This is a genomic window from Dyella sp. EPa41, assembly GCF_016586165.1.
Taxonomy (GTDB): domain Bacteria; phylum Pseudomonadota; class Gammaproteobacteria; order Xanthomonadales; family Rhodanobacteraceae; genus Dyella.
The window spans coordinates 117905-136969 of the sequence record NZ_BCPR01000001.1 but is presented as its reverse complement, the minus strand read 5'-3'; the positions used below and the strand labels follow the sequence as shown (position 1 = coordinate 136969).

The following is a 19065-nucleotide window of genomic DNA, read 5'->3' as shown; positions in this document are numbered from 1 at the left end:
GAAGGAGCATAACAGCCGCTACCCGAACGGCTTCAGTCGTCCGTATGGCGTAAGCGGGGCGGCTCATGGCGTTGCCGCGTGCACGTCGACCACGGGCACGTCGCCGTTCATCGCGAAGCGAAATACATAACCCACTTCGAATGGCTGGGCGTGATCGCCGACTGAATGCGCTTCGCCGTTGGCGTCGGCCGCCCATTGCCGCGTCCGCCATGGCACGAAGGTCCAGCGCATGGCCGCCTCGCGCACGGCATCGATGAACAGGCGGTGAGGCGGATCGGCCTGTGCTTCGTTCGGCACGTGCACCTCACTCACCTTGCCTCGGGCGTCCACCGCGAGCCGAACCTCGACGTCCTGCGGCGGCAGATGCAGCATCCGCAAGGCGGGTGGATAGCCCGGCAGGGGTTGCTCCCGCGGCGTCGCGCCGGTGGACGTCTGGCCCAGTGCGAGTGGGATGTGGCGCACGGCCAGGGCGGATGCCGAGCCTGCCCCCGCATGCCGGGGCGATGCGCTGGCGCAGCACGCGAGCACGACCGTGGCGGCAGCCAGGCACAGATGGCGAAGGCGCAGTCCGATGTAAGGCATGGCTGGGGGCATTCTCGCGTTGCCAGCCAGACTAAACAAAAACGCCGGCACGAGGCCGGCGTTTCCATGCCACGTTGCCGTGGACTCAGTGCTTGAGCGTCTTGCGCAGGCGCTCAAGCGCCTGCAGCTGGGTGATCGCCTCGGCAAGCTTGGCCTGCGCTTCGGCGATTTCCACCGCGTCGGTGCGATTGGCCAGCGCGTCTTCGGCTTCCTGCTTGGCACGCTGGGCCGCGGCCTCATCCAGGTCGGAAGCGCGCGCGGCGGTGTCGGCCAGCACGGTGACGACCTGCGGCTGCACTTCCAGGATGCCGCCCGACACCCAGAACTGCTGACGCTCGCCGTTGCCCAGCACCACGTCGACGTGGCCGGCCTTCAGGCGGGTGATCAGCGGCGCATGGCGGGGCGCGATGCCCAGTTCGCCCATCTCGCCGGTGGCGACCACGAGCTGCGCTTCGCCCGAGAAGATCTCGGCTTCGGCGCTGACGATGTCGACACGAAGGGTATGACTCATTGGTGTTCTCGCTTTGCTCGCGGGGAATAGGGATTGAGGGAATCGGAAGCAGGATGTGGCAGCGTGCGGCGCTTTAACTATTCCCTATTCCCCATTCTCGATTCCCTGAAGAAGCGGCTTACGCCGCCTTCTTGGCGCCCATTTCCTCGGCCTTCTTGATGGCCTCGTCGATGCCGCCGACCATGTAGAACGCCTGCTCCGGCAGGTGGTCCACGTCGCCGTCCACGATCATCTTGAAGCCGCGGATGGTTTCCTTCAGCGGCACGTACTTGCCCGGCGAGCCGGTGAACACTTCGGCCACGTGGAACGGCTGCGAGAAGAAGCGCTCGATCTTGCGCGCGCGGGCCACGGCCAGCTTGTCGTCTTCCGACAGCTCGTCCATGCCCAGGATCGCGATGATGTCCTTGAGCTCCTTGTAACGCTGCAGGGTGCCCTGCACGCGGCGGGCCACGTCGTAGTGCTCGGCGCCGATCACGTTCGGGTCCAGCTGGCGGCTGGTGGAATCCAGCGGGTCCACGGCCGGGTAGATACCCAGCGCGGCGATGTTGCGCGAGAGCACCACGGTCGCGTCCAGGTGGGCGAAGGTGGTGGCCGGCGACGGGTCGGTCAGGTCGTCCGCGGGCACGTACACGGCCTGGATCGAGGTGATCGAACCGGTCTTGGTCGAGGTGATGCGCTCCTGCAGCACGCCCATTTCCTCGGCCAGCGTCGGCTGGTAACCCACCGCCGACGGCATGCGGCCGAGCAGCGCGGACACTTCGGTACCGGCCAGCGTGTAGCGGTAGATGTTGTCCACGAAGAGCAGCACGTCCTTGCCCTTGCCGGTCTCGTCCTTCTCGTCGCGGAAGTACTCGGCCATGGTCAGGCCGGTCAGCGCCACGCGCAGGCGGTTGCCCGGCGGCTCGTTCATCTGGCCGTACACCATGGCCACCTTGTCGAGCACGTTGGAGTCCTTCATCTCGTGGTAGAAGTCGTTGCCCTCGCGGGTACGCTCGCCCACGCCGGCGAACACGGACAGACCCGAGTGCGCCTTCGCGATGTTGTTGATGAGCTCCATCATGTTCACGGTCTTGCCCACGCCGGCGCCGCCGAACAGGCCGACCTTGCCGCCCTTGGCGAACGGGCACACTAGGTCGATGACCTTGATGCCGGTTTCGAGCAGGTCGTTCGCGGCGGCCTGGTCGTCATAGCTCGGGGCTTCGCGGTGGATGACCCAGCTGTCTTCGTTGCCGATCGGGCCGGCTTCGTCGATGGGGTTGCCCAGCACGTCCATGATGCGGCCGAGGGTGGCCTTGCCGACCGGCACCTTGATGCCTTCGCCGGTGTTGCGGGCCACGAGGCCGCGCTTCAGGCCGTCGGTGGAACCGAGGGCGATGGTACGGACGATGCCGTCGCCGAGCACCTGCTGGACTTCCAGCGTGATGTCGGTGCCGTCGATCTTCAGCGCGTCGTAAACCTGCGGCACCTGATCGCGCGGGAATTCCACGTCGATGACCGCGCCGATGATCTGTACAACTTTGCCCTGGCTCATTTCGGAACTCCGGATGTATTCGATTCTTTGTGCCTGGCCGCGGGATATACGCGCCTAGGCTTTGATTCGTAAATGGTGAACAGTAAATGGTCAGCAGAGCGCCGCGTCGTGCCGGCTTTTCCTGTTTACCATTGACCGTTTACCGTTGACCGCTGTTAAACCGCCGCCGCGCCGCCCACGATTTCCGAGATTTCCTGGGTAATCGCGGCCTGGCGCGCCTTGTTGTAGATGAGCGTCAGTTCGCCGATCACCTTGCTCGCGTTGTCCGACGCGCTCTTCATCGCGACCATGCGCGCGGCGTGTTCACTGGCGAGGTTCTCCAGCACGCCCTGGTACACCACGGACTCGATGTAGCGGCCGAGCACGTGTTCGAGCACGGTGGCCGGATCGGGTTCGTAGATGTAGTCCCAGTCGTGCTTCTGCTCGAGCTTGAGGCCGGCCACCGGGTAATCCGGCGAGCCCGTCTGGCCCTCGGCCATTTCACCGGCCGCCACGGGCAGCGGAAGCAGCGCATGGACCGCCGGCTTCTGCGTCATGGTGTTGATGAACTCGTTGTGCGCGAGGAACACGCGGTCGAGCTTGCCGCCCATGTAGGCGTCCAGCGCGATCTTCATCACGCCGATCAGGGCCTCCAGCTTGGGACGCTCGCCGAGGTTGCTGGCGGTGGCGACCAGGTTGATGCCCTTGAGGCGGCGGAAGAACTGGATGGCCTTCTGGCCCACCGCCACCACGTCGACCTGCACGCCCTTGTCCTGCCATTCGCGAATGGCCGGCAGCAGGCGGCGGAACAGGTTGGCGTTGAGGCCGCCGCACAGGCCGCGATCGGTGCTGATGACGATGTAGCCCACGCGGGCCACGCCCTCGCGCTCCACCAGGAACGGATGGTTGAAGTCCGTGCTGGCCTGGGCGATGTGCGAGATCACCTTGCGCATCGCGCGCGCATAGGGACGCGAGGCCTTCATCAGATCCTGCGCCTTGCGGATCTTCGAGGCCGAGACCATCTCGAGCGCGCGCGTCACCTTGCGCATGTTCTGCGTGCTCTTGATCTTGGTTTTGATTTCGCGTCCGCTTGCCATCTCTTTTTGCTCGCTATTGCTCGCTTGTGAAGTCGCGCCTTCGGCGCTGTAAGCGGTGAACGGAGCGCTTGCTGCGCAAGCTCAACAGTGAAAGTCGAAGCGCGAAACGCTCTTGCTCTTACTGTTTACCATTCACCACTTACCGTTTACCGCTTACCAGCTACCGGTCTTCTTGTACTCGTCGAGCGAGGACTTGAAGACGCCTTCGATCTCGCCGTTCCAGTCACCGGTGGCGACGATCTTCTTCATCAGGTCGCCGTGGTTCTGGTGCATGAAGGCGTGCAGGCCCTTCTCGAAGGCCAGCACCTTGTTGACCGGCAGGTCGTCCAGGTAGCCCTTCTCGGCGGCGTACACCGACAGCGCCAGTTCGGCTATCGAGAGCGGCGCGTACTGCGACTGCTTCATCAGCTCGGTCACGCGCACGCCGCGGTCCAGCTGGGCGCGGGTCGCCGGATCGAGGTCCGAGGCGAACTGCGCGAACGCAGCCAGCTCGCGGTACTGCGCCAGGGCGAGCTTCACGCCGCCGGACAGCTTCTTCACGATCTTGGTCTGGGCGGCACCGCCCACGCGCGACACCGAGATACCGGCGTTCACGGCCGGACGGATGCCGGCGTTGAACAGGTCGGTTTCCAGGAAGATCTGGCCGTCGGTGATCGAGATCACGTTGGTCGGCACGAACGCGGACACGTCACCGGCCTGAGTTTCGATGATCGGCAGCGCGGTCAGCGAACCGGTCTTGCCCTTCACTTCGCCGTTGGTGAACTTCTCGACGTACTCCTCGGAGACGCGAGCCGCGCGCTCGAGCAGGCGCGAGTGCAGGTAGAACACGTCGCCCGGGTAGGCTTCGCGGCCCGGCGGACGCTTCAGCAGCAGCGAGATCTGGCGGTAGGCCACGGCCTGCTTGGACAGGTCGTCATAGATGATCAGCGCGTCTTCGCCGCGGTCACGGAAGTATTCGCCCATGGCGCAGCCGGAGTACGGCGCGATGTACTGCAGGGCGGCCGACTCGGACGCCGAGGCCACGACCACGATGGTGTTGGCCAGCGCGCCGTTCTCTTCGAGCTTGCGCACGACGTTGGCGATCGACGACCGCTTCTGGCCGATCGCGACGTAGATGCACTTAATGCCGGAATCTTTCTGGTTGATGATCGCGTCGATGGCCAGCGCGGTCTTGCCGGTCTGGCGGTCGCCGATGATCAGCTCGCGCTGGCCACGGCCGATCGGGATCATCGAGTCGACGGACTTGTAACCCGTCTGCACCGGCTGGTCGACCGACTTACGCCAGATCACGCCCGGCGCGACCTTCTCGATCGGCGAGCTGGTCTTGGCGTTGATCGGGCCCTTGCCGTCGATCGGGTTACCCAGCGCGTCGACCACGCGGCCGAGCAGTTCCGGACCGGTCGGCACTTCGAGGATGCGGCCGGTGGTCTTGGCGGTGTCGCCTTCGCGCAGGTGCTGGTATTCGCCCAGCACCACGGCGCCGACCGAGTCACGCTCGAGGTTCAGCGTCAGCGCATAGGCATTGCCCGGCAGTTCGATCATTTCGCCCTGCATCACGTCGGCCAGGCCGTGGATGCGCACGATGCCGTCGGACACGCTGATGATCGTGCCTTCGTTGCGTGCTTCCGCGCCGAGCTTGAACTGCTCGATGCGGCTCTTGATCAGTTCGCTGATCTCAGACGGGTTCAAGGTGGAGCTGGACATGGGTCGATATCCTGAAATTTGAGTCTTTTTTGAAGAGTCCGGCCAGGGATGGCCGGTTTTTCTCTTCGCGAAATGGACTTCGCTTAAATCTTTGTGTCGTCCGGCCATGGATGGCCGGTTTTTGCTCTTTTGCGAAAAGGATTTCGCATGAAACTTGGATTGTCCGGCCAGGGATGGCCGGTTTTTCTCTTCGCGAAATGGACTTCGCTTAAATCTTTGTGTCGTCCGGCCACGGATGACCGGATTCTGCTCTTCGCGAAACGGACTTCGCGTGAAACTCAGTGCGTCAGCGCGCTGGTCAGGCGCGACAGGCGCCCGCGTGCGGAGCCGTCGATCACTTCGCTGCCCGTGTCGATCACCACGCCGCCAAGCAGCGAGGCATCGACGCTGGTCTCCAGCTCGATCTCGCGCTTGAAGCGACGCTTGAGCGACGCCTTCAGCTGCTCGGCCTGCGCGGCATCCAGCGCGAACGCGCTGGTCACCTTCACCAGCAGCTGCGACTCGGATTCGCGCTTGTACTCTTCGTACAGTGCGGCGATTTCCGGCAGCAGGGCCATGCGGCGGTGCTCGGCCAGCTCACCCAGGAAACGGGCAAACGGCGCATCGGCGGCCATGCCCTGCGGCAGGTGGATGGCCACCAGCTGCTCGGGCTGGACGCGCGGATCGTTGCCGAGATTGGCAACGCGCGCGTCCTTCGCCACTTCGGCGGCGAACGCCAGCGCCTGCGACCATGCGCCAAGCGAGCCGGCCCCATGGGCCAGCTCGAAGGCTGCACGTGCATACGGACGGGCGAGGGTGATTGCCTGGGCCATGGCTTAGATCTCGGCGACGAGCTGGTCGAGCATGGCCTTGTGGGCCGACGCGTCGACTTCGCGCTGCACGATCTTCTCCGCCCCCTGGACGGCCAGACGACCGACCCAGCCACGCAGTTCTTCGCGCGCACGCTGCTGCATGCTGACGATTTCTTCCGCGGCGTTGGCCTTCAGGCGGTTGGCCTCGGTGATGGCTTCGGCACGGGCCTTGTCCACGATCTGGTTGGCTTGGCTCTGGGCGCGCTCGATGATCTCGTTGGCCTGCTGACGGGCCAGCTTGATCTCGTTGGCGACCTTGGCATCGGCGTCCTTCAGCTCGGCGCGCGCCTTTTCGGCGGCAGCCAGACCGTCGGCAACCTTCTTCTGGCGCTCTTCAATCGCGTGATTGAGCTGCGGCCAGATGAACTTGGTGGTGAACCAGACCAGGATGGCGAAAGAGACCATCTGGCCCAGGAAAGTCAGATTGATATCCATGAGCTTTCCAATTAACTCCGGTAACGCGTTAAACCGCCGATCGCCGCAGCGCGGTCACGCTGCGGCGACACTTCTCGCCGATTAGCCGCCGACGGCGGTCTTGAGGGCGGCGATGAGCGGGTTCGAGAACGCGAACAGCAGCGCCACGGCCAGGCCGATGATGAACGCCGCGTCGATCAGGCCGGCGAGCAGGAACATGCGGCCCTGCAGCAGCGGGACCAGTTCCGGCTGGCGGGCAGCGGACTCGAGGAACTTGGAACCCATGATGGCGATACCCAAGCAAGCGCCCAGAGCGCCGAGGCCGATGATGACGCCGATGGCGATGGCGGTGAGGCCCTGGACGTGAGCGACGAGTTCGACGAGGTTCATGGAAATCTCCTGATGAATCTTTCTAAAGAGTGGTTAAAGCGAAGCGGATTTAAAGCGAAACCGGATGGAACAAGAACTCAGTGATGCTCACGCGCCGTGGCGATGTACACGATGGTCAGCATCATGAAGATGAAGGCCTGCAGCAGGATGATCAGGATATGGAAGATCGCCCATGCGGTGTTGAAGATCACACCCGGCAGGAAGCTGATCCAGCCCGCGAACAGGCCGGCGATCAGCATGAAGACCAGCTCGCCGCCGTACATGTTGCCGAACAGTCGCATGGCGAGCGACACCGGCTTGGACAGGTATTCCACGACGTTGAGCAGGAAATTGAACGGCACCAGGATGGCGACGACGACCGGGTTGTGCGCATGGAACGGCGCGGTCATCAGCTCCTTGCCGAAACCGAGCGCGCCCTTGGCCTTCATGCCGTGGCCCAGCACGATGAAGAACACGGCGAGCGCCAGGCCCACGGTGGTGTTGATGTCGGCGGTCGGCACCCAGCGGAAGAACGTGTGGTGCGCGGTTTCAGTGCCCGCGGCGGTCTTCACCGCCCAGCTCGGGGCGTCCAGCGGCAGCAGGTCCATCGCATTGAGGAAGGTCACCCACATGAAGATGGACAGCGCCAGCGGCGTGACCGTACGACGGTCGCCGTGGAAGGTGTCCTTCACCTGGGTGTCGACGAACTCGACGATGATCTCGACGAAGGCCTGGCCCTTGGAGGGCACGCCCGAAGTGGCCTTGCGGGCCTTGAGCCAGAACCACAGGCAGAACAGGGCGCCCAGCAGGAAGGCCACCAGGATCGAGTCCAGGTGGATCTTCATGAACGGGCTGTCACCCAGGCTCACCGTGTTGTGGTGCAGGTGATGCTGGATGTATTCAGTTAGTCCGCCCTGCGGCTCGCTTGCCATGTGTTAGCCCTTGAATCTGAACGCCAGCAAATTTATTGCGTAAGCAGCCACCAGCCCCGTGATGGCAGCTAGTGGCGGTAATTTCCATTGACCCAGGATCGCGATCAGCCCTCCGAAGATCACGATCCACTTCAGGACCATGCCTGACATCACGCGCCACATCGTCATGCCGCCACCACCCAACCCGGCGAAGGTACGCCACGCCAGAAGCGCGGTACCCAGCGCCACGACGGTGGCGCCGGCAGCGGCCGCCAATGCCTCGCGGCGCCCCTGCATCAGGAAGGTGAGACCCACGATCGCCGCCACGGCAAGCTGCAGCAAGATAATGCGCAGCGCCAGACGACGACCGGAAGCAAGACTATTGAGCACGTGACGCTCCCGCGCGGTTTCGCCCTAGGCGGCACCGAACCATCTGCGGGCCACGGTCCAATCTGAAAAAGTATATCAGCGGGGCATTTACAGCGACAAGCCGCGCTTGATGCGACAACTTGTCCAAGCGCTCACCCGTTCACGAATCCTTCGCGAGATCCTGCGAACCGGGCAAAGAAAAAGGGCCGGACAGTCGTCCGGCCCCGCGACGCAACTGGGGGGAAGAGGCGTTGCGCCGATAAAGCGGTATTACTTGGCGGCAGCCGCGGCCTTCTTGACCGGCGCGGCGACGGCGTCGTTGGCGGCCTGCTGCTGTTCCTGCGCCAGCGCGGTGAGCGACTCGGCGGTCTTCTGCGTCACGGCGATGATTTCCTGCGTGACGGCGACGGCGCGCTCGGCGTTCTCGCGGCTGGCGGCAGTGGCCTTTTCCCACAGGGCGCGCAGACCATCGATGTCACGGGTTTCGAGGGCATCGCTGATGAAGCTGGAAGCGGCTTCGGCCTGCTTTTCAAGCGCCTTGATCTGCAGCTCGGCGACCTTTTCCAGACCCTTGAGCGCCACCGACTGTGCCTTGAAGGCGCTGTCAGCCAGCTGCTTGGCGTAGGCAAAAACCTGGGTGTTGAGTTGCTGCGTCATGACTTGGTCCCTCGAAGGGAATGGGGGTAGTGGCAGAGAGCCTACCAAGTCATTTTGTGCGGTGCAATATATTTTTCCTGAACGAGCCGCCTTGTCACAAAAATTTCAATTGAAACTGTCAATTACGTCAGCATCAAGAAATTTTGCGATGCGTCAAAAACTGTCGCGGCTACAACTGGCGCCCGAGGTACAGGTCTCGTGCACGACCACCTTGTCCAAGCCCGGCAGGGCCGGCTCCAGATGGCGGAAGATCCAGCGCGAAAGCATTTCGCTGGTCGGATTCTCCAGGCCCTCGATGTCGTTGAGGTAGTGGTGGTCCAACTGGTCGAACAGCGGCGCGAAGGCGGCCTTCACGTCGGCGAAGTCCATCACCCAGCCCATCGCGGGATCGGGCTCGCCGGCCACGTGGATCTCGATCTTGAAGGAGTGCCCGTGCAGGCGCGCGCACTTGTGGCCGGGCGGCACGTTGGGGAGCCGGTGCGCGGCTTCGATATGGAAGACTTTGAAGATATGCATGGCGGCATTCTACCGCCTGCGCCGGACCGCGGTTCCGCCGCCGACGGGAGGACGCGCCCGTCGATGCGCAAGAACGGCGACGTCGACCTGATGCAGCCAGCCGCGAGGCGTGCATGCTGCGCCCGCTGAAACCCCCGCATGCGCCATTGTCAGGGCATGTACTGCCCGATGATCATGGCGTTGAGCTCGCGCCCTTTCCAGAACATGTGATGGATCCGGTGACTCAGTTTCTCCAGCGACTTTTCGCTGATGTCGCCAAAGGCGAGCATCACCGCGGGCCGTGAACCGTCACCGGGTACATGCTCGATGTCGTCCCATGCCGGGAAACCATACTTGGCCAGGAACGCGCCGAGCTCTTCGTCCGAGGTCCCGGGTGCGATGTTGCCCAGCAATAGACGCAACATGGTCGTTCCTCCTGCCAATGGCCAGCCTCGCCGCCGCTGGCGAAAGTCAGTACTTCTGCGGAATGAAGCGGAAGGGGTAGTCGGGTTCGCGGTAGTCGCCGCGCTTCTGGCGCTTGGGCAGCTCGATCCTGGGCCGATCCACTTCCTCGTAGGGAATGCGGCTGAGCAGGTCTGCGATGATGTTGAGGCGCGCGCGTCGCTTGTCGTTGGAATCCACCACGAGCCATGGCGCGAACTGCGTGTCGGTGGCCGTGAACATGTCGTCGCGGGCACGCGAGTAGTCGTACCAGCGGCTGTACGACTTCAGGTCCATCGGCGAGAGTTTCCAGATCTTGCGTCCGTCGTGGATGCGGCCCTTGAGCCGGCGCGTCTGCTCTTCCTCGCTGACCTCCAGCCAGTACTTCAGCAGGATGATCCCCGACTGCACGATGCCGCGCTCCACCAGCGGCGCGACGCGCAAGAAGCTCTCGACCTGCTCCTCGCTGCAGAAGCCCATCACCCGCTCGACGCCCGCGCGGTTGTACCAGCTGCGGTCGAAGATCACGATCTCGCCCGCAGCCGGCAGATGCGGCAGGTAGCGCTGGATATACATCTGGCTCTTCTCGCGCTCGGTGGGCGCCGGCAACGCGATGACGCGGAATACGCGCGGACTCACGCGCTCGGTGATCGCCTTGATGGTGCCGCCCTTGCCCGCGCCGTCGCGGCCTTCGAAGACGATGCAGATTTTCGTGCCACTCTTCTGCACCCACAGTTGCAGCTTGACCAGCTCGACATGGAGCTTGGCCAGCTCGTTGTCGTATGCCTTGCCCGTCAGCCTGGTGTCCTCGGCCGATGCGGCCGTTTCCGGCGCCTTCTTGCCCTTTGCCATGGCATTGCACCTCCCGCGGTGAGAGATCATCTGCAACGACTTCGGTAACACCCCATTGGACGACACGCACGACAGCGCCGCCGTTTGTGCGGCGGCGCCCCGCCGGCCCGCACGGTCGACATGCGGACCTCGATGCCTGCAAGCCTGACAGCTGGCCCATCAAGCCTTCGTCAAGCGATCGCGGCCGCACCTTGCCCGCCCGCGCGAGCTACAGCCATTCGAGGCGGAACCAGGCGCGGAGCATGGCGCCCGGCGCCAGCGTGGCGGCCATCCCGAGATTGAATGCATCGGGCGGCCCGGTCTGCGGCTCGACGCAGGTGGCGTGGCGGGTTTCGTCATAGACCACCCAATGCTCGCTGTCGGACGTCAGCCGCAGGCGTTGCCCACCGCGATGCAGGATCACCGGCCGGTCATTGAGGAAGCAGTCGTCCCAGGGCGGCGGCGGCGGATCGATCAGAGGGAGATGCGCGATGCCCTCCGCGTCGCGTGGATAGCAGCGGCTCGGCTCGAACTCCAGGTGATCGGGCTTGCGGAACCAGGGATGCCAGCCGATGACCGCCGGCATGGCCGCTGCGCCGGCCGTGAGCGACAGCTCCATGCGCAGCGCCCGCTCGCCGACCTCGATGCGCTGGCGCGCATGGCCGCCGAAAGGCCAGCGTTCGTCCATGGGGAGCTCGAGCGCCAGTTCGACGCCGCTGTCCGAATGCGCCTCGATCCGCCATGGCAGCGCGAAGCCCACGCCATGGATGGCGTGCCCGCCGAGGGTGGCGGGCAGCGTATGGGGCCGCCCCTGCCAGTCGAAGCGGCCGCCACGCACGCGACCGGCCCATGGCAGCATCGGGTAACTGCCCCAGGCGATCATCGCCTGCGTGTGTTCGTCGTGGCCCACCAGCCAGTCGAACCCGTCGTATCGGATCTGGGCTATGCGACCGCCCGCGGCTGGCGCCACCACCACTTCCAGCACCCCATGGGCGAGTCCTACCAGGGGACCCGGCGCCATCGGCGCCAGCGCGGCATCGCTGGTCGCCATGCCGGGCTCACTCGCCATAGGGATGCAGGCAGAGGATGTCGCCATGGGCGTCGTACGCCAGCTCCACCATCTTGATCGAGCGCAGATGCGTCACGCCGCCCGACAAGATGGCGTCGTGATAGAAGAGATACCAGCGATCGCCCACCGCGCAGATCGAATGATGCGTGGTCCAACCGACCACCGGGGTGAGGATCTTTCCGCGATAGGTGAACGGGCCGTACGGACTGTCGCTGGTCGCATAGCACAGGAAATGCGTATCGCCGGTCGAATACGACAGGTAGTACTTGCCGCGGTACGCATGCATCCACGGCCCTTCGAAATAGCGTCGGTCGTGATCGCCGGCGAGCAACGGCTGGCCGTGTTCATCCACGATGGTGATTTCGCGCGGCGCCTCCGCAAACGACTTCATGTCCTCCGAAAGCTTCGCGACGCGCGGCCCCAGGGCCCGCTCATGCGCCTGCGGTTCCTCGTGCCCGGGGGCGTAGACGTTGTCGCGGTACTTCTGCAGCTGTCCGCCCCAGATGCCGCCGAAGTACATATAGAAGGCGCCGTCGCGGTCTTCGAACACGGCCGGGTCGATGGAGTAGCTGCCCACGATGGCCTCGGGCTCGGGCGCGAACGGCCCCTCCGGGCGGTCGGACACGGCCACCCCGATCTGGAACCGGCCATTGCTGCGCTTGGCGGGAAAATAGAGGTAGTAGCGGCCGTCCTTGCGCGCCGCGTCCGGCGCCCACATCTGGCGCTCGGCCCAGGGCACGTCCTTCACGTGCAGCGCGACGCCGCAGTCGACGGCCTCGCTCTCGGGCGAATCCATGCGGAAGACGTGATAGTCCTCCATGCAGAAGTGGTCACCGTTGTCGTTGAACGGCACGCCGCCCTCGATGTCGTGCGACGGATAGATGTAGATCTTCCCGTCGAAGACGTGCGCGGAGGGATCGGCCGTGTAGATGTGCGTCACCAGCGGCGGCGAGATGGCGCGCGCCGCCAGCGCGGCGAGATCGGGGGATGGCGTGTCGTCCGACATGGTAGACCCTGGTGGCTGTCATCGATGTCCGCTCAGGCCGCGTGGCCGGCGGCAAGGCGGCGGGCGCCGAGCTCCTGCTCGATGCGCAGCTCCATCGACTTGTTGATGCGATAGCAGAACAGCAACCCTACCGCGAGCAGGAAAGGCAGCGAGCAGAACAGGCTGACGGTGAGCCGGATGCCGTTGACCACGCCCGGCGACTGCGAGGCCGCCTCGGCGACGTAGCCGTAGTGGGCGAGGATGCCGGCGACCATCGCGCCGCCGACGCTCAAGCCGACCTTCAGCCCGCACAGCATGGCCGAGAAGATGATGGCGGTGGCGCGACGCTGGTTCTTCCACTCCGAATAATCGGCCACGTCGGCGATCATCGCCCACAGCAACGGGATGGTGATGCCGTAGAAGAAGCCGTGCAGGATGTACGAACCCACCACCAGCCCGATCGAGGCCGGCGTGTACACGTAGAACGCCAGCAGGAACACCGTGGAGGCGAGCAAGGCGCCGCCGAACACGTCGCGCTTGCCGAACCGGTCGGCAAGGCGCTTGGAAAAACCGATGCCGACGATCATGAAGATGATCCCCAGCGCGTTGAACAGGCTGAAGGCCGAGGTGGGCGCGTCCTTCGGCCAGCGGAATTCGGTCAGCCCCACATGGGTGAGGCCACTGTTGAGCGCCACAATGAATCCGTTGAAGCCCACGCGATCGAGGAAGGCCGAGAGCTGCGCCTCGTCGAGGTAATACTTGAAGTAGTAGATGTACATGCCGCCCTTCAACGCGAGGTTGATGAACAGCAGCACCGTCACCGCCAGCATGATCTGCCAGGGGCGGTTGCGCAGCAGGTCGGCGAGATCGTCGCGCACGCTCGATGACTGCGTGTTCACCGGTACGATGCGTTCGCGGGTGGTGAAGAAGGTGATGAGGAAGAACACCGTGCCCACGATGGCGAAGATGGTCATCGTGTTGTGGAAGCCGCGCGCCTTGTCGCCATCGCCCAGGATCAACACCAGCGGCAGCAGCAGCACCTGGATGATGAACTGCGCCACCATCACCGCCACGAAGCGATAGGCCGACAGGCTGTTGCGCTCGGCCATGCTGCCGGTGAGCACGCCGCTCAGGGCCGAATAGGGCAGGTTGTTGGCGACATAGATGAAGACCAGCGCCGTGTACGTCGCCATCGCGTACACGACCTTGCCCTCCTCGCCCAGCGAAGGCGTGCTGAAGGCGAGCAGGGACAAGGCGCCGAACGGAATGGCCGTCCACAGCACCCAGGGACGGAACTTGCCCCAACGCGTGCGCGTGCGGTCGGCCACCAGGCCCATGACCGGCGTGAACACGAACGCGCCAAGCAGGCCGACGACGAAGATGAGGGTCGCCGCCGTGCCCGCGGGGATGCGGAACACGTCGGTGTAGAAGAACGCCAGGAAGGTCACCAGCGTCTGGAAGATCAGGTTCGCCGCGAGATCGCCAAGGCTGTAGCCGATTTTTTCGATGACCGGCAGGGTCTGCGAGGTGTTGTTCATGCGCGCCATTGGATACCGCTGCAGGCCGAGACCAACGTGACGAGCCGCCCGAAGGCCGGCCCGCCACACGTCGCGGCCCGGCCGGTGAGCGCCGGCCGGGCCGCGGATACTGCACACGCGAAACCGGTCAGAACGTTCCGCGCACGCCCAGCATGATCGTATAGCCCGGGGTGTAATAGGTATACGCCGCGTTGTCGTAGGTGAGCGTCTGCCGGAAGTTCTGCTTGGTCATGTTGATCACGTTCAAGGTGATCATCGGCTTCGACATGACGTCCACGAACTGGTAGCTGGCCGACAGGTCGAGCTGGCCACGCGCATCCGTCTTGATCTGCGCGAACGGCAGGCCGTTCTGGTTGGCGGTGGAGCTGATCTGCGCCGAGTTCCACGTATAGGACAGGCGGACCATCGTGTTGTAGCCCTCCCAGTAACCGGTCAGGTTATAGGTGTGGGGCGAGATGCCGATGGCCTGCGCCGCCACGCCGCTGCCCACGCTCTTCTGCGAGGTCACGGTGTAGTTGGCCTGCACGCCCAGGCCCTTCACGATGAAGTCCAGCGGCTGCACCCAGTTCGCCTCCGCGCCCTTGATGAGCAGCGTGCCGTCGGCATTCACCTGCTGCTGTACCTGCACCTGCGCCGCCGACGGGCCGCCGCGCAGGTCGATCGCCTGCTGCTGCGTCGCGGTGAGCGCACTGTAGGGAATACCCAGCTGCGAGAACGGGATCAGGTTGGTGCCGCTGACCGTGAAGCCCTTGATGCGCTTGCCGAACAGGTCCAGCGCAACATAGCCCTCGTGGCCGGTGTACCACTCGCCACCGAGGTCCAGGTTGGTGGAAAGGTACGGCGCCAGCTTCGGATTGCCCTGCGTGGCGGTTTCCGCCGAGGGGTCGCTGAAGTTGGTGTTGGGCACCATCGCGCTGGGGTCGGGACGCGTCAACGAACGCGACGCGGCCAGGCGCAACACGACGTCATCGGCGGCGTTGAATGCCAGGTTCAACGACGGCAGGTAGTAGTCGTAGGAGTTCTTCAGCGTGATGTATTCGAGCTGCGTGCCGATGGTCGACGGGCCCGCGATGGTCTGGTCGGTGGAGGCATGGCGCACGCCGCCGTTCACGCGCAGCTCGTGGCCGCCCAGGTCGAACTTGCCGTTGCCTTCCAGGTACCACGCCCAGGTCTTTTCCTCGATGTTGCCGGCATTGGCGCCGCTGGCCGCCGCGGTGGTCAGCGGCGCCGTGGCGTTGAGGTAGTCGTAGTTGGTGGCGGCCATCAGCGCGGCATAGTCCACCGCGATGAAACCGTCCGGACCGGGCTTCACGTACTGCGGCCAGCCATTGGCCGGCACGGTGGCCTGCACCACATTGGCCCAGGCGGAGCTGTTGTCGTAAGCCTTGATCTCGCGCGAGATGTCGTCGTACGCGACGCCGACGCGCAGGTTGTTGCTGTCGTCACCCCACTGGAAATCCTCGCGCGTGCCCTTGTTCTCGGTGGTGCGCGTTTCGTTCTGGATGTTGACCCGGTAGTAGCCCCAGCCCAGGTTGGGATCGTTGAGGTTCGCGCTGGGCGAGATGGTCGGGTAGTTGCCGCCGGTATTGGCGTAGTTGACCGTGATGTTCTGGCCCAGCGGCGACTGCACGTCGATCGACGGCGCGTACTGGCGATACCAGCTGCGCTGCACATAGCCCTGGAAGTCCAGCTTCATGTTCTGGTTGGAGCCGAACAGGAACTCGCCACCGGGGTTGATGTTGTAGAACTTGGTGTGCTGGTCGTACGGACGCGATTCGAGGAAGTACTGCGCGTTGGCAAAGTCGGCCTGGGTGACCACGTTGTTCTGGTCGACCTGCATGTTGGTCGGGATCATCTGACCACTGCGACCGATCAGGTTCATGTCCAGGCGATCGAAGTGGCGCTCTTTCTGCGAGAACAGCGTGTCGAGGTAGAAGTGCGCCGCGTCGCTCGGACGCCACTCCAGCGAGGCCATCGCCGACTGGTGGTCGTTGGTGCCGTCCACATAGGCATCGCGACCCAGGCGTGGGATCAGCGCGTTGGCGATCTGCGAGGTGGTCAACCCCGGGTTGTGCGCGAGCAGCCATGCGTTGTCGATGGTCTGCCCGGCGGCAAGGCCCAGGCCCGCGCCCGCGGGCACCGTCTTGGGGATGATCCAGCTGCCACCGGCCGGGCTGCAGCCGCCCGAGGCCGTGCCGCACTGCGCGGCGTTGAGCTGCGGCGTCGTCCAGCCGATGGTTTCGAAGCCGCGCACATCGTAGTCGTTGCGCGCACCAGTGATGCCAACCACCGCGCCGAAGGTGTTGGAGGCATTGGTCCAGCTGCCGATCAGCGAGCCGCGCGGCTTGATGTCGCTGCCGATCGAGTTGTACGAACCCTGCGCCGAATAGGTGAGATGCGTGCCCGGGTTGTCGAACGGACGCGTGGTGCGCATGTCCACCACGCCGGCGATGCCGCCTTCGGTCATGCCCGGCGTCGGTGTCTTGTTGACGGTGAGCTGCGTGAAGAACTCGGTCGGCAGCAGGTCGAGGTCGACTTCGCGATTCTGGTTCTGCGAATTCAAGCCGCCCGCGGAAGCCACGGCGAGCTGGTCGCCATTGAGCATGATCTTGGTGAAGTCGGTGCCGAGGCCGCGGATCTGGATGTTCACGCCCTCGCCGTCCACGTCGCGGGTCAGCTGCACGCCCGGCACGCGGGTGAGCGACTCGGCGATATTGGTATCGGGAAACTTGCCGATGTCTTCGGCGAACACCGAGTCGGTGACGTTGGTGGCGTCACGCTTGGCGTCGGTGGAGAACTGGATGCTGCTGCGGTAGCTGCCGCTGACGTTCACGGCGCCCAGCGTCTTGGCCGGGCCGGCCTGGCTGGCGTTGCCTTGCGTCTGGTCGCTGCTCTGCGCGTTGGACTGTGCCGGTGTTGCCGCGGGCTGTGCCTGGGCTTGCTCCTGTGCCTGTGCGGCCCCCACCGCGCCAAACAAGGCAAGACTCAGAGCGCTCGACAACAGCGTTTTTGCGAATTGGGTCTGCACCATACTCCCCTCTCGATTCTGGTCGCGTAATCCTCCCCGAGGCGCCATGGCGGGCACCTGCGGGTGATCGGCTTTTGCTTGAAACAGCTACGCGGTCTTGCGTCCTCCCCCGCGAATGCGCCGAAAAGGTAGCGCTAACAATTTGGTGGTGCACGCTGCAGGGCAGCAATCAACGCGTGCGCTGCGCGAGACACGATAAAAAAGCCTGTTTTAGGCGGTTTTCTTGCTGAACGGAGAGATGCTGCGGACGCTCGTGACTTTCGCGATTTGCCACGCCAATAATGGTAGCGCTATCACCGTGCGACCCATCCGCAGTCACGGTGACGAGGGGAGACATCACGATGCAAGGCAGTCCATGCAGCACCGGCTCCGAACACGCGCACGTGCCACCTGTCGGTGCAGTGTCCACGCACGGCGATGCGGTCGCGGCGCCGGTCAGCCGTTACCGCTGGCGCGTTTGCGCCATGCTGCTGGCGGCGACCACGATCAGCTACATCGATCGCCAGGTGCTGGGCGTGCTCGCACCGTTCCTGCAGGAAAAGATCGGCTGGAGCGAGCTCGAGTACAGCAGCATCATCACCGCGTTCCAGGCAGCCTATGCCTTGGGCCTGCTGTGCGCGGGCGCGGTGATCGATCGCTTCGGCACGCGCATCGGCTATGCGCTGGCGATCGGCATCTGGAGCCTGGCCGCCATGAGCCATGCGCTGGCCACCGGCGTGCTGAGTTTCGCGGCGGCGCGCTTCGCGCTGGGCTTGGGCGAATCGGGGAATTTTCCCGCGGCGATCAAGGCCGTGGCGGAATGGTTTCCCCAACGCGAGCGCGCCCTGGCTGCCGGCATTTTCAATTCGGGCTCGAACATCGGTGCGATCGTGGCGCCGATCATGGCGCCGCTGGTGGCGGCCCGCTGGGGCTGGCAGGCAGCCTTCCTGTGCACGGGCGCACTGAGCGCCACCTGGCTGGTGGCGTGGCTGCTCACCTATCGCACGCCCGACCAGCAGCCGGGGCTTTCAGCGGCAGAACGCGCCCACATCGGCGGTGAGCCGGGGGTTTCCGCCGCGCGCCTGTCGTGGTCCCAATTGTTGCGGCACCGGCAGGCATGGGTGGTGGCGGCCGCGAAGTTCATCACCGATCCCATCTGGTGGTTCTTCCTGTTCTGGCTGCCCAAGTTCCTGCACGCCCAGTACGGACTGAGCCTGCTGGAACTGGGGCCGCCCCTGATCACGGTGTTCCTGCTCGCCGACGTGGGCAGCATCGCGGGCGGCTGGCTGGCCGGGCGGCTGATCAGGCGTGGCTGGAGCATCAACCGTGCGCGCAAGGGCGCCATGCTGCTGTGCGCGTTGCTGGTGGTGCCGATCGTGTTCGCGGCGAAGGCGGACAATGTATGGCTTGCCGTCGCCCTGGTCGGCCTCGCCACGGCGGGGCACCAGGGCTGGTCGGCCAATGTCTACACGCTCGCCTCGGACCTGTTTCCTCGCCGCGCCGTGGCCTCGGTCGTCGGCATCGGCGGGTTTGCCGGTGCGGTGGGCGGCATGCTCATCTCCACCGTCATCGGACTGCTGCTGCAACTGACCGGCAGCTACGTGCCGGTATTCATGCTGGCCGGCGGCGCCTACCTGGTCGCGCTGGCCATCGTGCATGGTCTGGCCCCTACGCTTGAGCCGGTACATCTGGACGTCCAAACGAAACTTCAGGGGGAGTGACGC

19 protein-coding genes are annotated in these 19065 nt (G+C 64.7%); 1 reads left to right on the top strand and 18 read right to left on the bottom strand.

Annotated elements, in window-relative coordinates; all coding sequences use genetic code 11:
- Positions 1-63 precede the first annotated feature (63 nt).
- The 18 genes from JMF82_RS00590 to JMF82_RS00505 form a co-directional block, all read right to left on the bottom strand.
- Positions 64-582, bottom strand: coding sequence for an energy transducer TonB (locus tag JMF82_RS00590; protein WP_236585219.1), 519 nt, complete (start codon positions 580-582; stop codon positions 64-66).
- A gap of 85 nt (positions 583-667) precedes the next feature.
- A complete protein-coding gene (locus tag JMF82_RS00585; RefSeq protein WP_201312590.1) occupies positions 668-1093 on the bottom strand; it encodes a F0F1 ATP synthase subunit epsilon in 426 nt (141 codons plus the stop codon).
- A gap of 118 nt (positions 1094-1211) precedes the next feature.
- A complete protein-coding gene (atpD, locus tag JMF82_RS00580; RefSeq protein ID WP_201312589.1) occupies positions 1212-2624 on the bottom strand; it encodes a F0F1 ATP synthase subunit beta in 1413 nt (470 codons plus the stop codon).
- A gap of 155 nt (positions 2625-2779) precedes the next feature.
- Positions 2780-3700: a F0F1 ATP synthase subunit gamma gene (atpG, locus tag JMF82_RS00575; protein WP_201312588.1), complete on the bottom strand. Its 921-nt coding sequence runs from the start codon at positions 3698-3700 to the stop codon at positions 2780-2782.
- 153 nt (positions 3701-3853) lie between these two features.
- Entirely contained in the window at positions 3854-5404 is a 1551-nt protein-coding gene (gene atpA, locus JMF82_RS00570; RefSeq protein WP_201312587.1) for a F0F1 ATP synthase subunit alpha, read from the bottom strand.
- A 278-nt stretch (positions 5405-5682) separates the two neighbouring features.
- A complete protein-coding gene (locus tag JMF82_RS00565) occupies positions 5683-6216 on the bottom strand; it encodes a F0F1 ATP synthase subunit delta (RefSeq protein ID WP_201312586.1) in 534 nt (177 codons plus the stop codon).
- 3 nt (positions 6217-6219) lie between these two features.
- Positions 6220-6690: a F0F1 ATP synthase subunit B gene (locus JMF82_RS00560; RefSeq protein WP_201312585.1), complete on the bottom strand. Its 471-nt coding sequence runs from the start codon at positions 6688-6690 to the stop codon at positions 6220-6222.
- Positions 6691-6771: 81 nt separating this feature from the next.
- The gene (gene atpE / locus JMF82_RS00555; RefSeq protein WP_038622390.1) at positions 6772-7059 is read right to left on the bottom strand and encodes a F0F1 ATP synthase subunit C; all 288 of its coding nucleotides are present in this window, start codon (positions 7057-7059) and stop codon (positions 6772-6774) included.
- Between the two features lie 77 nt (positions 7060-7136).
- Complete coding sequence (gene atpB / locus JMF82_RS00550; protein ID WP_201312584.1) at positions 7137-7970, bottom strand: F0F1 ATP synthase subunit A; 834 nt, start codon at positions 7968-7970, stop codon at positions 7137-7139.
- A gap of 3 nt (positions 7971-7973) precedes the next feature.
- A complete protein-coding gene (locus JMF82_RS00545; RefSeq protein WP_236585218.1) occupies positions 7974-8339 on the bottom strand; it encodes a hypothetical protein in 366 nt (121 codons plus the stop codon).
- A 249-nt stretch (positions 8340-8588) separates the two neighbouring features.
- Positions 8589-8975, bottom strand: coding sequence for a phasin family protein (locus JMF82_RS00540; RefSeq protein ID WP_201312583.1), 387 nt, complete (start codon positions 8973-8975; stop codon positions 8589-8591).
- Positions 8976-9128: 153 nt separating this feature from the next.
- On the bottom strand, positions 9129-9491 hold the full coding sequence (queD, locus tag JMF82_RS00535) for a 6-carboxytetrahydropterin synthase QueD (protein ID WP_201312582.1): 363 nt from the start codon (positions 9489-9491) through the stop codon (positions 9129-9131).
- 149 nt (positions 9492-9640) lie between these two features.
- Positions 9641-9895, bottom strand: a complete 255-nt coding sequence (locus tag JMF82_RS00530; protein WP_201312581.1) for a hypothetical protein — start codon at positions 9893-9895, stop codon at positions 9641-9643.
- Positions 9896-9941: 46 nt separating this feature from the next.
- The gene (gene ppk2 / locus JMF82_RS00525) at positions 9942-10763 is read right to left on the bottom strand and encodes a polyphosphate kinase 2 (protein WP_201312580.1); all 822 of its coding nucleotides are present in this window, start codon (positions 10761-10763) and stop codon (positions 9942-9944) included.
- Between the two features lie 208 nt (positions 10764-10971).
- Entirely contained in the window at positions 10972-11793 is an 822-nt protein-coding gene (locus JMF82_RS00520) for an aldose epimerase (RefSeq protein WP_201312579.1), read from the bottom strand.
- A gap of 7 nt (positions 11794-11800) precedes the next feature.
- A complete protein-coding gene (locus tag JMF82_RS00515) occupies positions 11801-12817 on the bottom strand; it encodes a glycoside hydrolase family 43 protein (protein WP_201312578.1) in 1017 nt (338 codons plus the stop codon).
- Between the two features lie 32 nt (positions 12818-12849).
- Positions 12850-14334 carry an MFS transporter gene (locus JMF82_RS00510; protein ID WP_201312577.1) on the bottom strand — a complete coding sequence of 495 codons (1485 nt, stop codon included), beginning with the start codon at positions 14332-14334 and terminating at the stop codon, positions 12850-12852.
- 127 nt (positions 14335-14461) lie between these two features.
- A complete protein-coding gene (locus JMF82_RS00505) occupies positions 14462-17362 on the bottom strand; it encodes a TonB-dependent receptor (RefSeq protein WP_201312633.1) in 2901 nt (966 codons plus the stop codon).
- 464 nt (positions 17363-17826) lie between these two features.
- Between JMF82_RS00505 and JMF82_RS00500 the strand changes: the two genes are divergently transcribed.
- Entirely contained in the window at positions 17827-19062 is a 1236-nt protein-coding gene (locus tag JMF82_RS00500) for an MFS transporter (protein WP_236585228.1), read from the top strand.
- The last annotated feature ends 3 nt before the right edge of the window (positions 19063-19065 follow it).

What these genes read in the sequence shown, in the direction of transcription:
- ppk2 (WP_201312580.1), bottom strand. Translation starts at nt 10,763, where the DNA reads ATGGCAAAGGGCAAGAAGGCGCCGGAAACGGCCGCATCGGCCGAGGAC.
- JMF82_RS00540 (WP_201312583.1), bottom strand. Translation starts at nt 8,975, where the DNA reads ATGACGCAGCAACTCAACACCCAGGTTTTTGCCTACGCCAAGCAGCTG.
- JMF82_RS00500 (WP_236585228.1), top strand. Translation starts at nt 17,827, where the DNA reads ATGCTGCTGGCGGCGACCACGATCAGCTACATCGATCGCCAGGTGCTG.
- atpB (WP_201312584.1), bottom strand. Translation starts at nt 7,970, where the DNA reads ATGGCAAGCGAGCCGCAGGGCGGACTAACTGAATACATCCAGCATCAC.
- atpA (WP_201312587.1), bottom strand. Translation starts at nt 5,404, where the DNA reads ATGTCCAGCTCCACCTTGAACCCGTCTGAGATCAGCGAACTGATCAAG.
- JMF82_RS00560 (WP_201312585.1), bottom strand. Translation starts at nt 6,690, where the DNA reads ATGGATATCAATCTGACTTTCCTGGGCCAGATGGTCTCTTTCGCCATC.
- atpG (WP_201312588.1), bottom strand. Translation starts at nt 3,700, where the DNA reads ATGGCAAGCGGACGCGAAATCAAAACCAAGATCAAGAGCACGCAGAAC.
- atpD (WP_201312589.1), bottom strand. Translation starts at nt 2,624, where the DNA reads ATGAGCCAGGGCAAAGTTGTACAGATCATCGGCGCGGTCATCGACGTG.
- JMF82_RS00530 (WP_201312581.1), bottom strand. Translation starts at nt 9,895, where the DNA reads ATGTTGCGTCTATTGCTGGGCAACATCGCACCCGGGACCTCGGACGAA.
- queD (WP_201312582.1), bottom strand. Translation starts at nt 9,491, where the DNA reads ATGCATATCTTCAAAGTCTTCCATATCGAAGCCGCGCACCGGCTCCCC.
- atpE (WP_038622390.1), bottom strand. Translation starts at nt 7,059, where the DNA reads ATGAACCTCGTCGAACTCGTCGCTCACGTCCAGGGCCTCACCGCCATC.
- JMF82_RS00515 (WP_201312578.1), bottom strand. Translation starts at nt 12,817, where the DNA reads ATGTCGGACGACACGCCATCCCCCGATCTCGCCGCGCTGGCGGCGCGC.
- JMF82_RS00585 (WP_201312590.1), bottom strand. Translation starts at nt 1,093, where the DNA reads ATGAGTCATACCCTTCGTGTCGACATCGTCAGCGCCGAAGCCGAGATC.
- JMF82_RS00510 (WP_201312577.1), bottom strand. Translation starts at nt 14,334, where the DNA reads ATGAACAACACCTCGCAGACCCTGCCGGTCATCGAAAAAATCGGCTAC.
- JMF82_RS00565 (WP_201312586.1), bottom strand. Translation starts at nt 6,216, where the DNA reads ATGGCCCAGGCAATCACCCTCGCCCGTCCGTATGCACGTGCAGCCTTC.
- JMF82_RS00520 (WP_201312579.1), bottom strand. Translation starts at nt 11,793, where the DNA reads ATGGCGACCAGCGATGCCGCGCTGGCGCCGATGGCGCCGGGTCCCCTG.
- JMF82_RS00590 (WP_236585219.1), bottom strand. Translation starts at nt 582, where the DNA reads ATGCCTTACATCGGACTGCGCCTTCGCCATCTGTGCCTGGCTGCCGCC.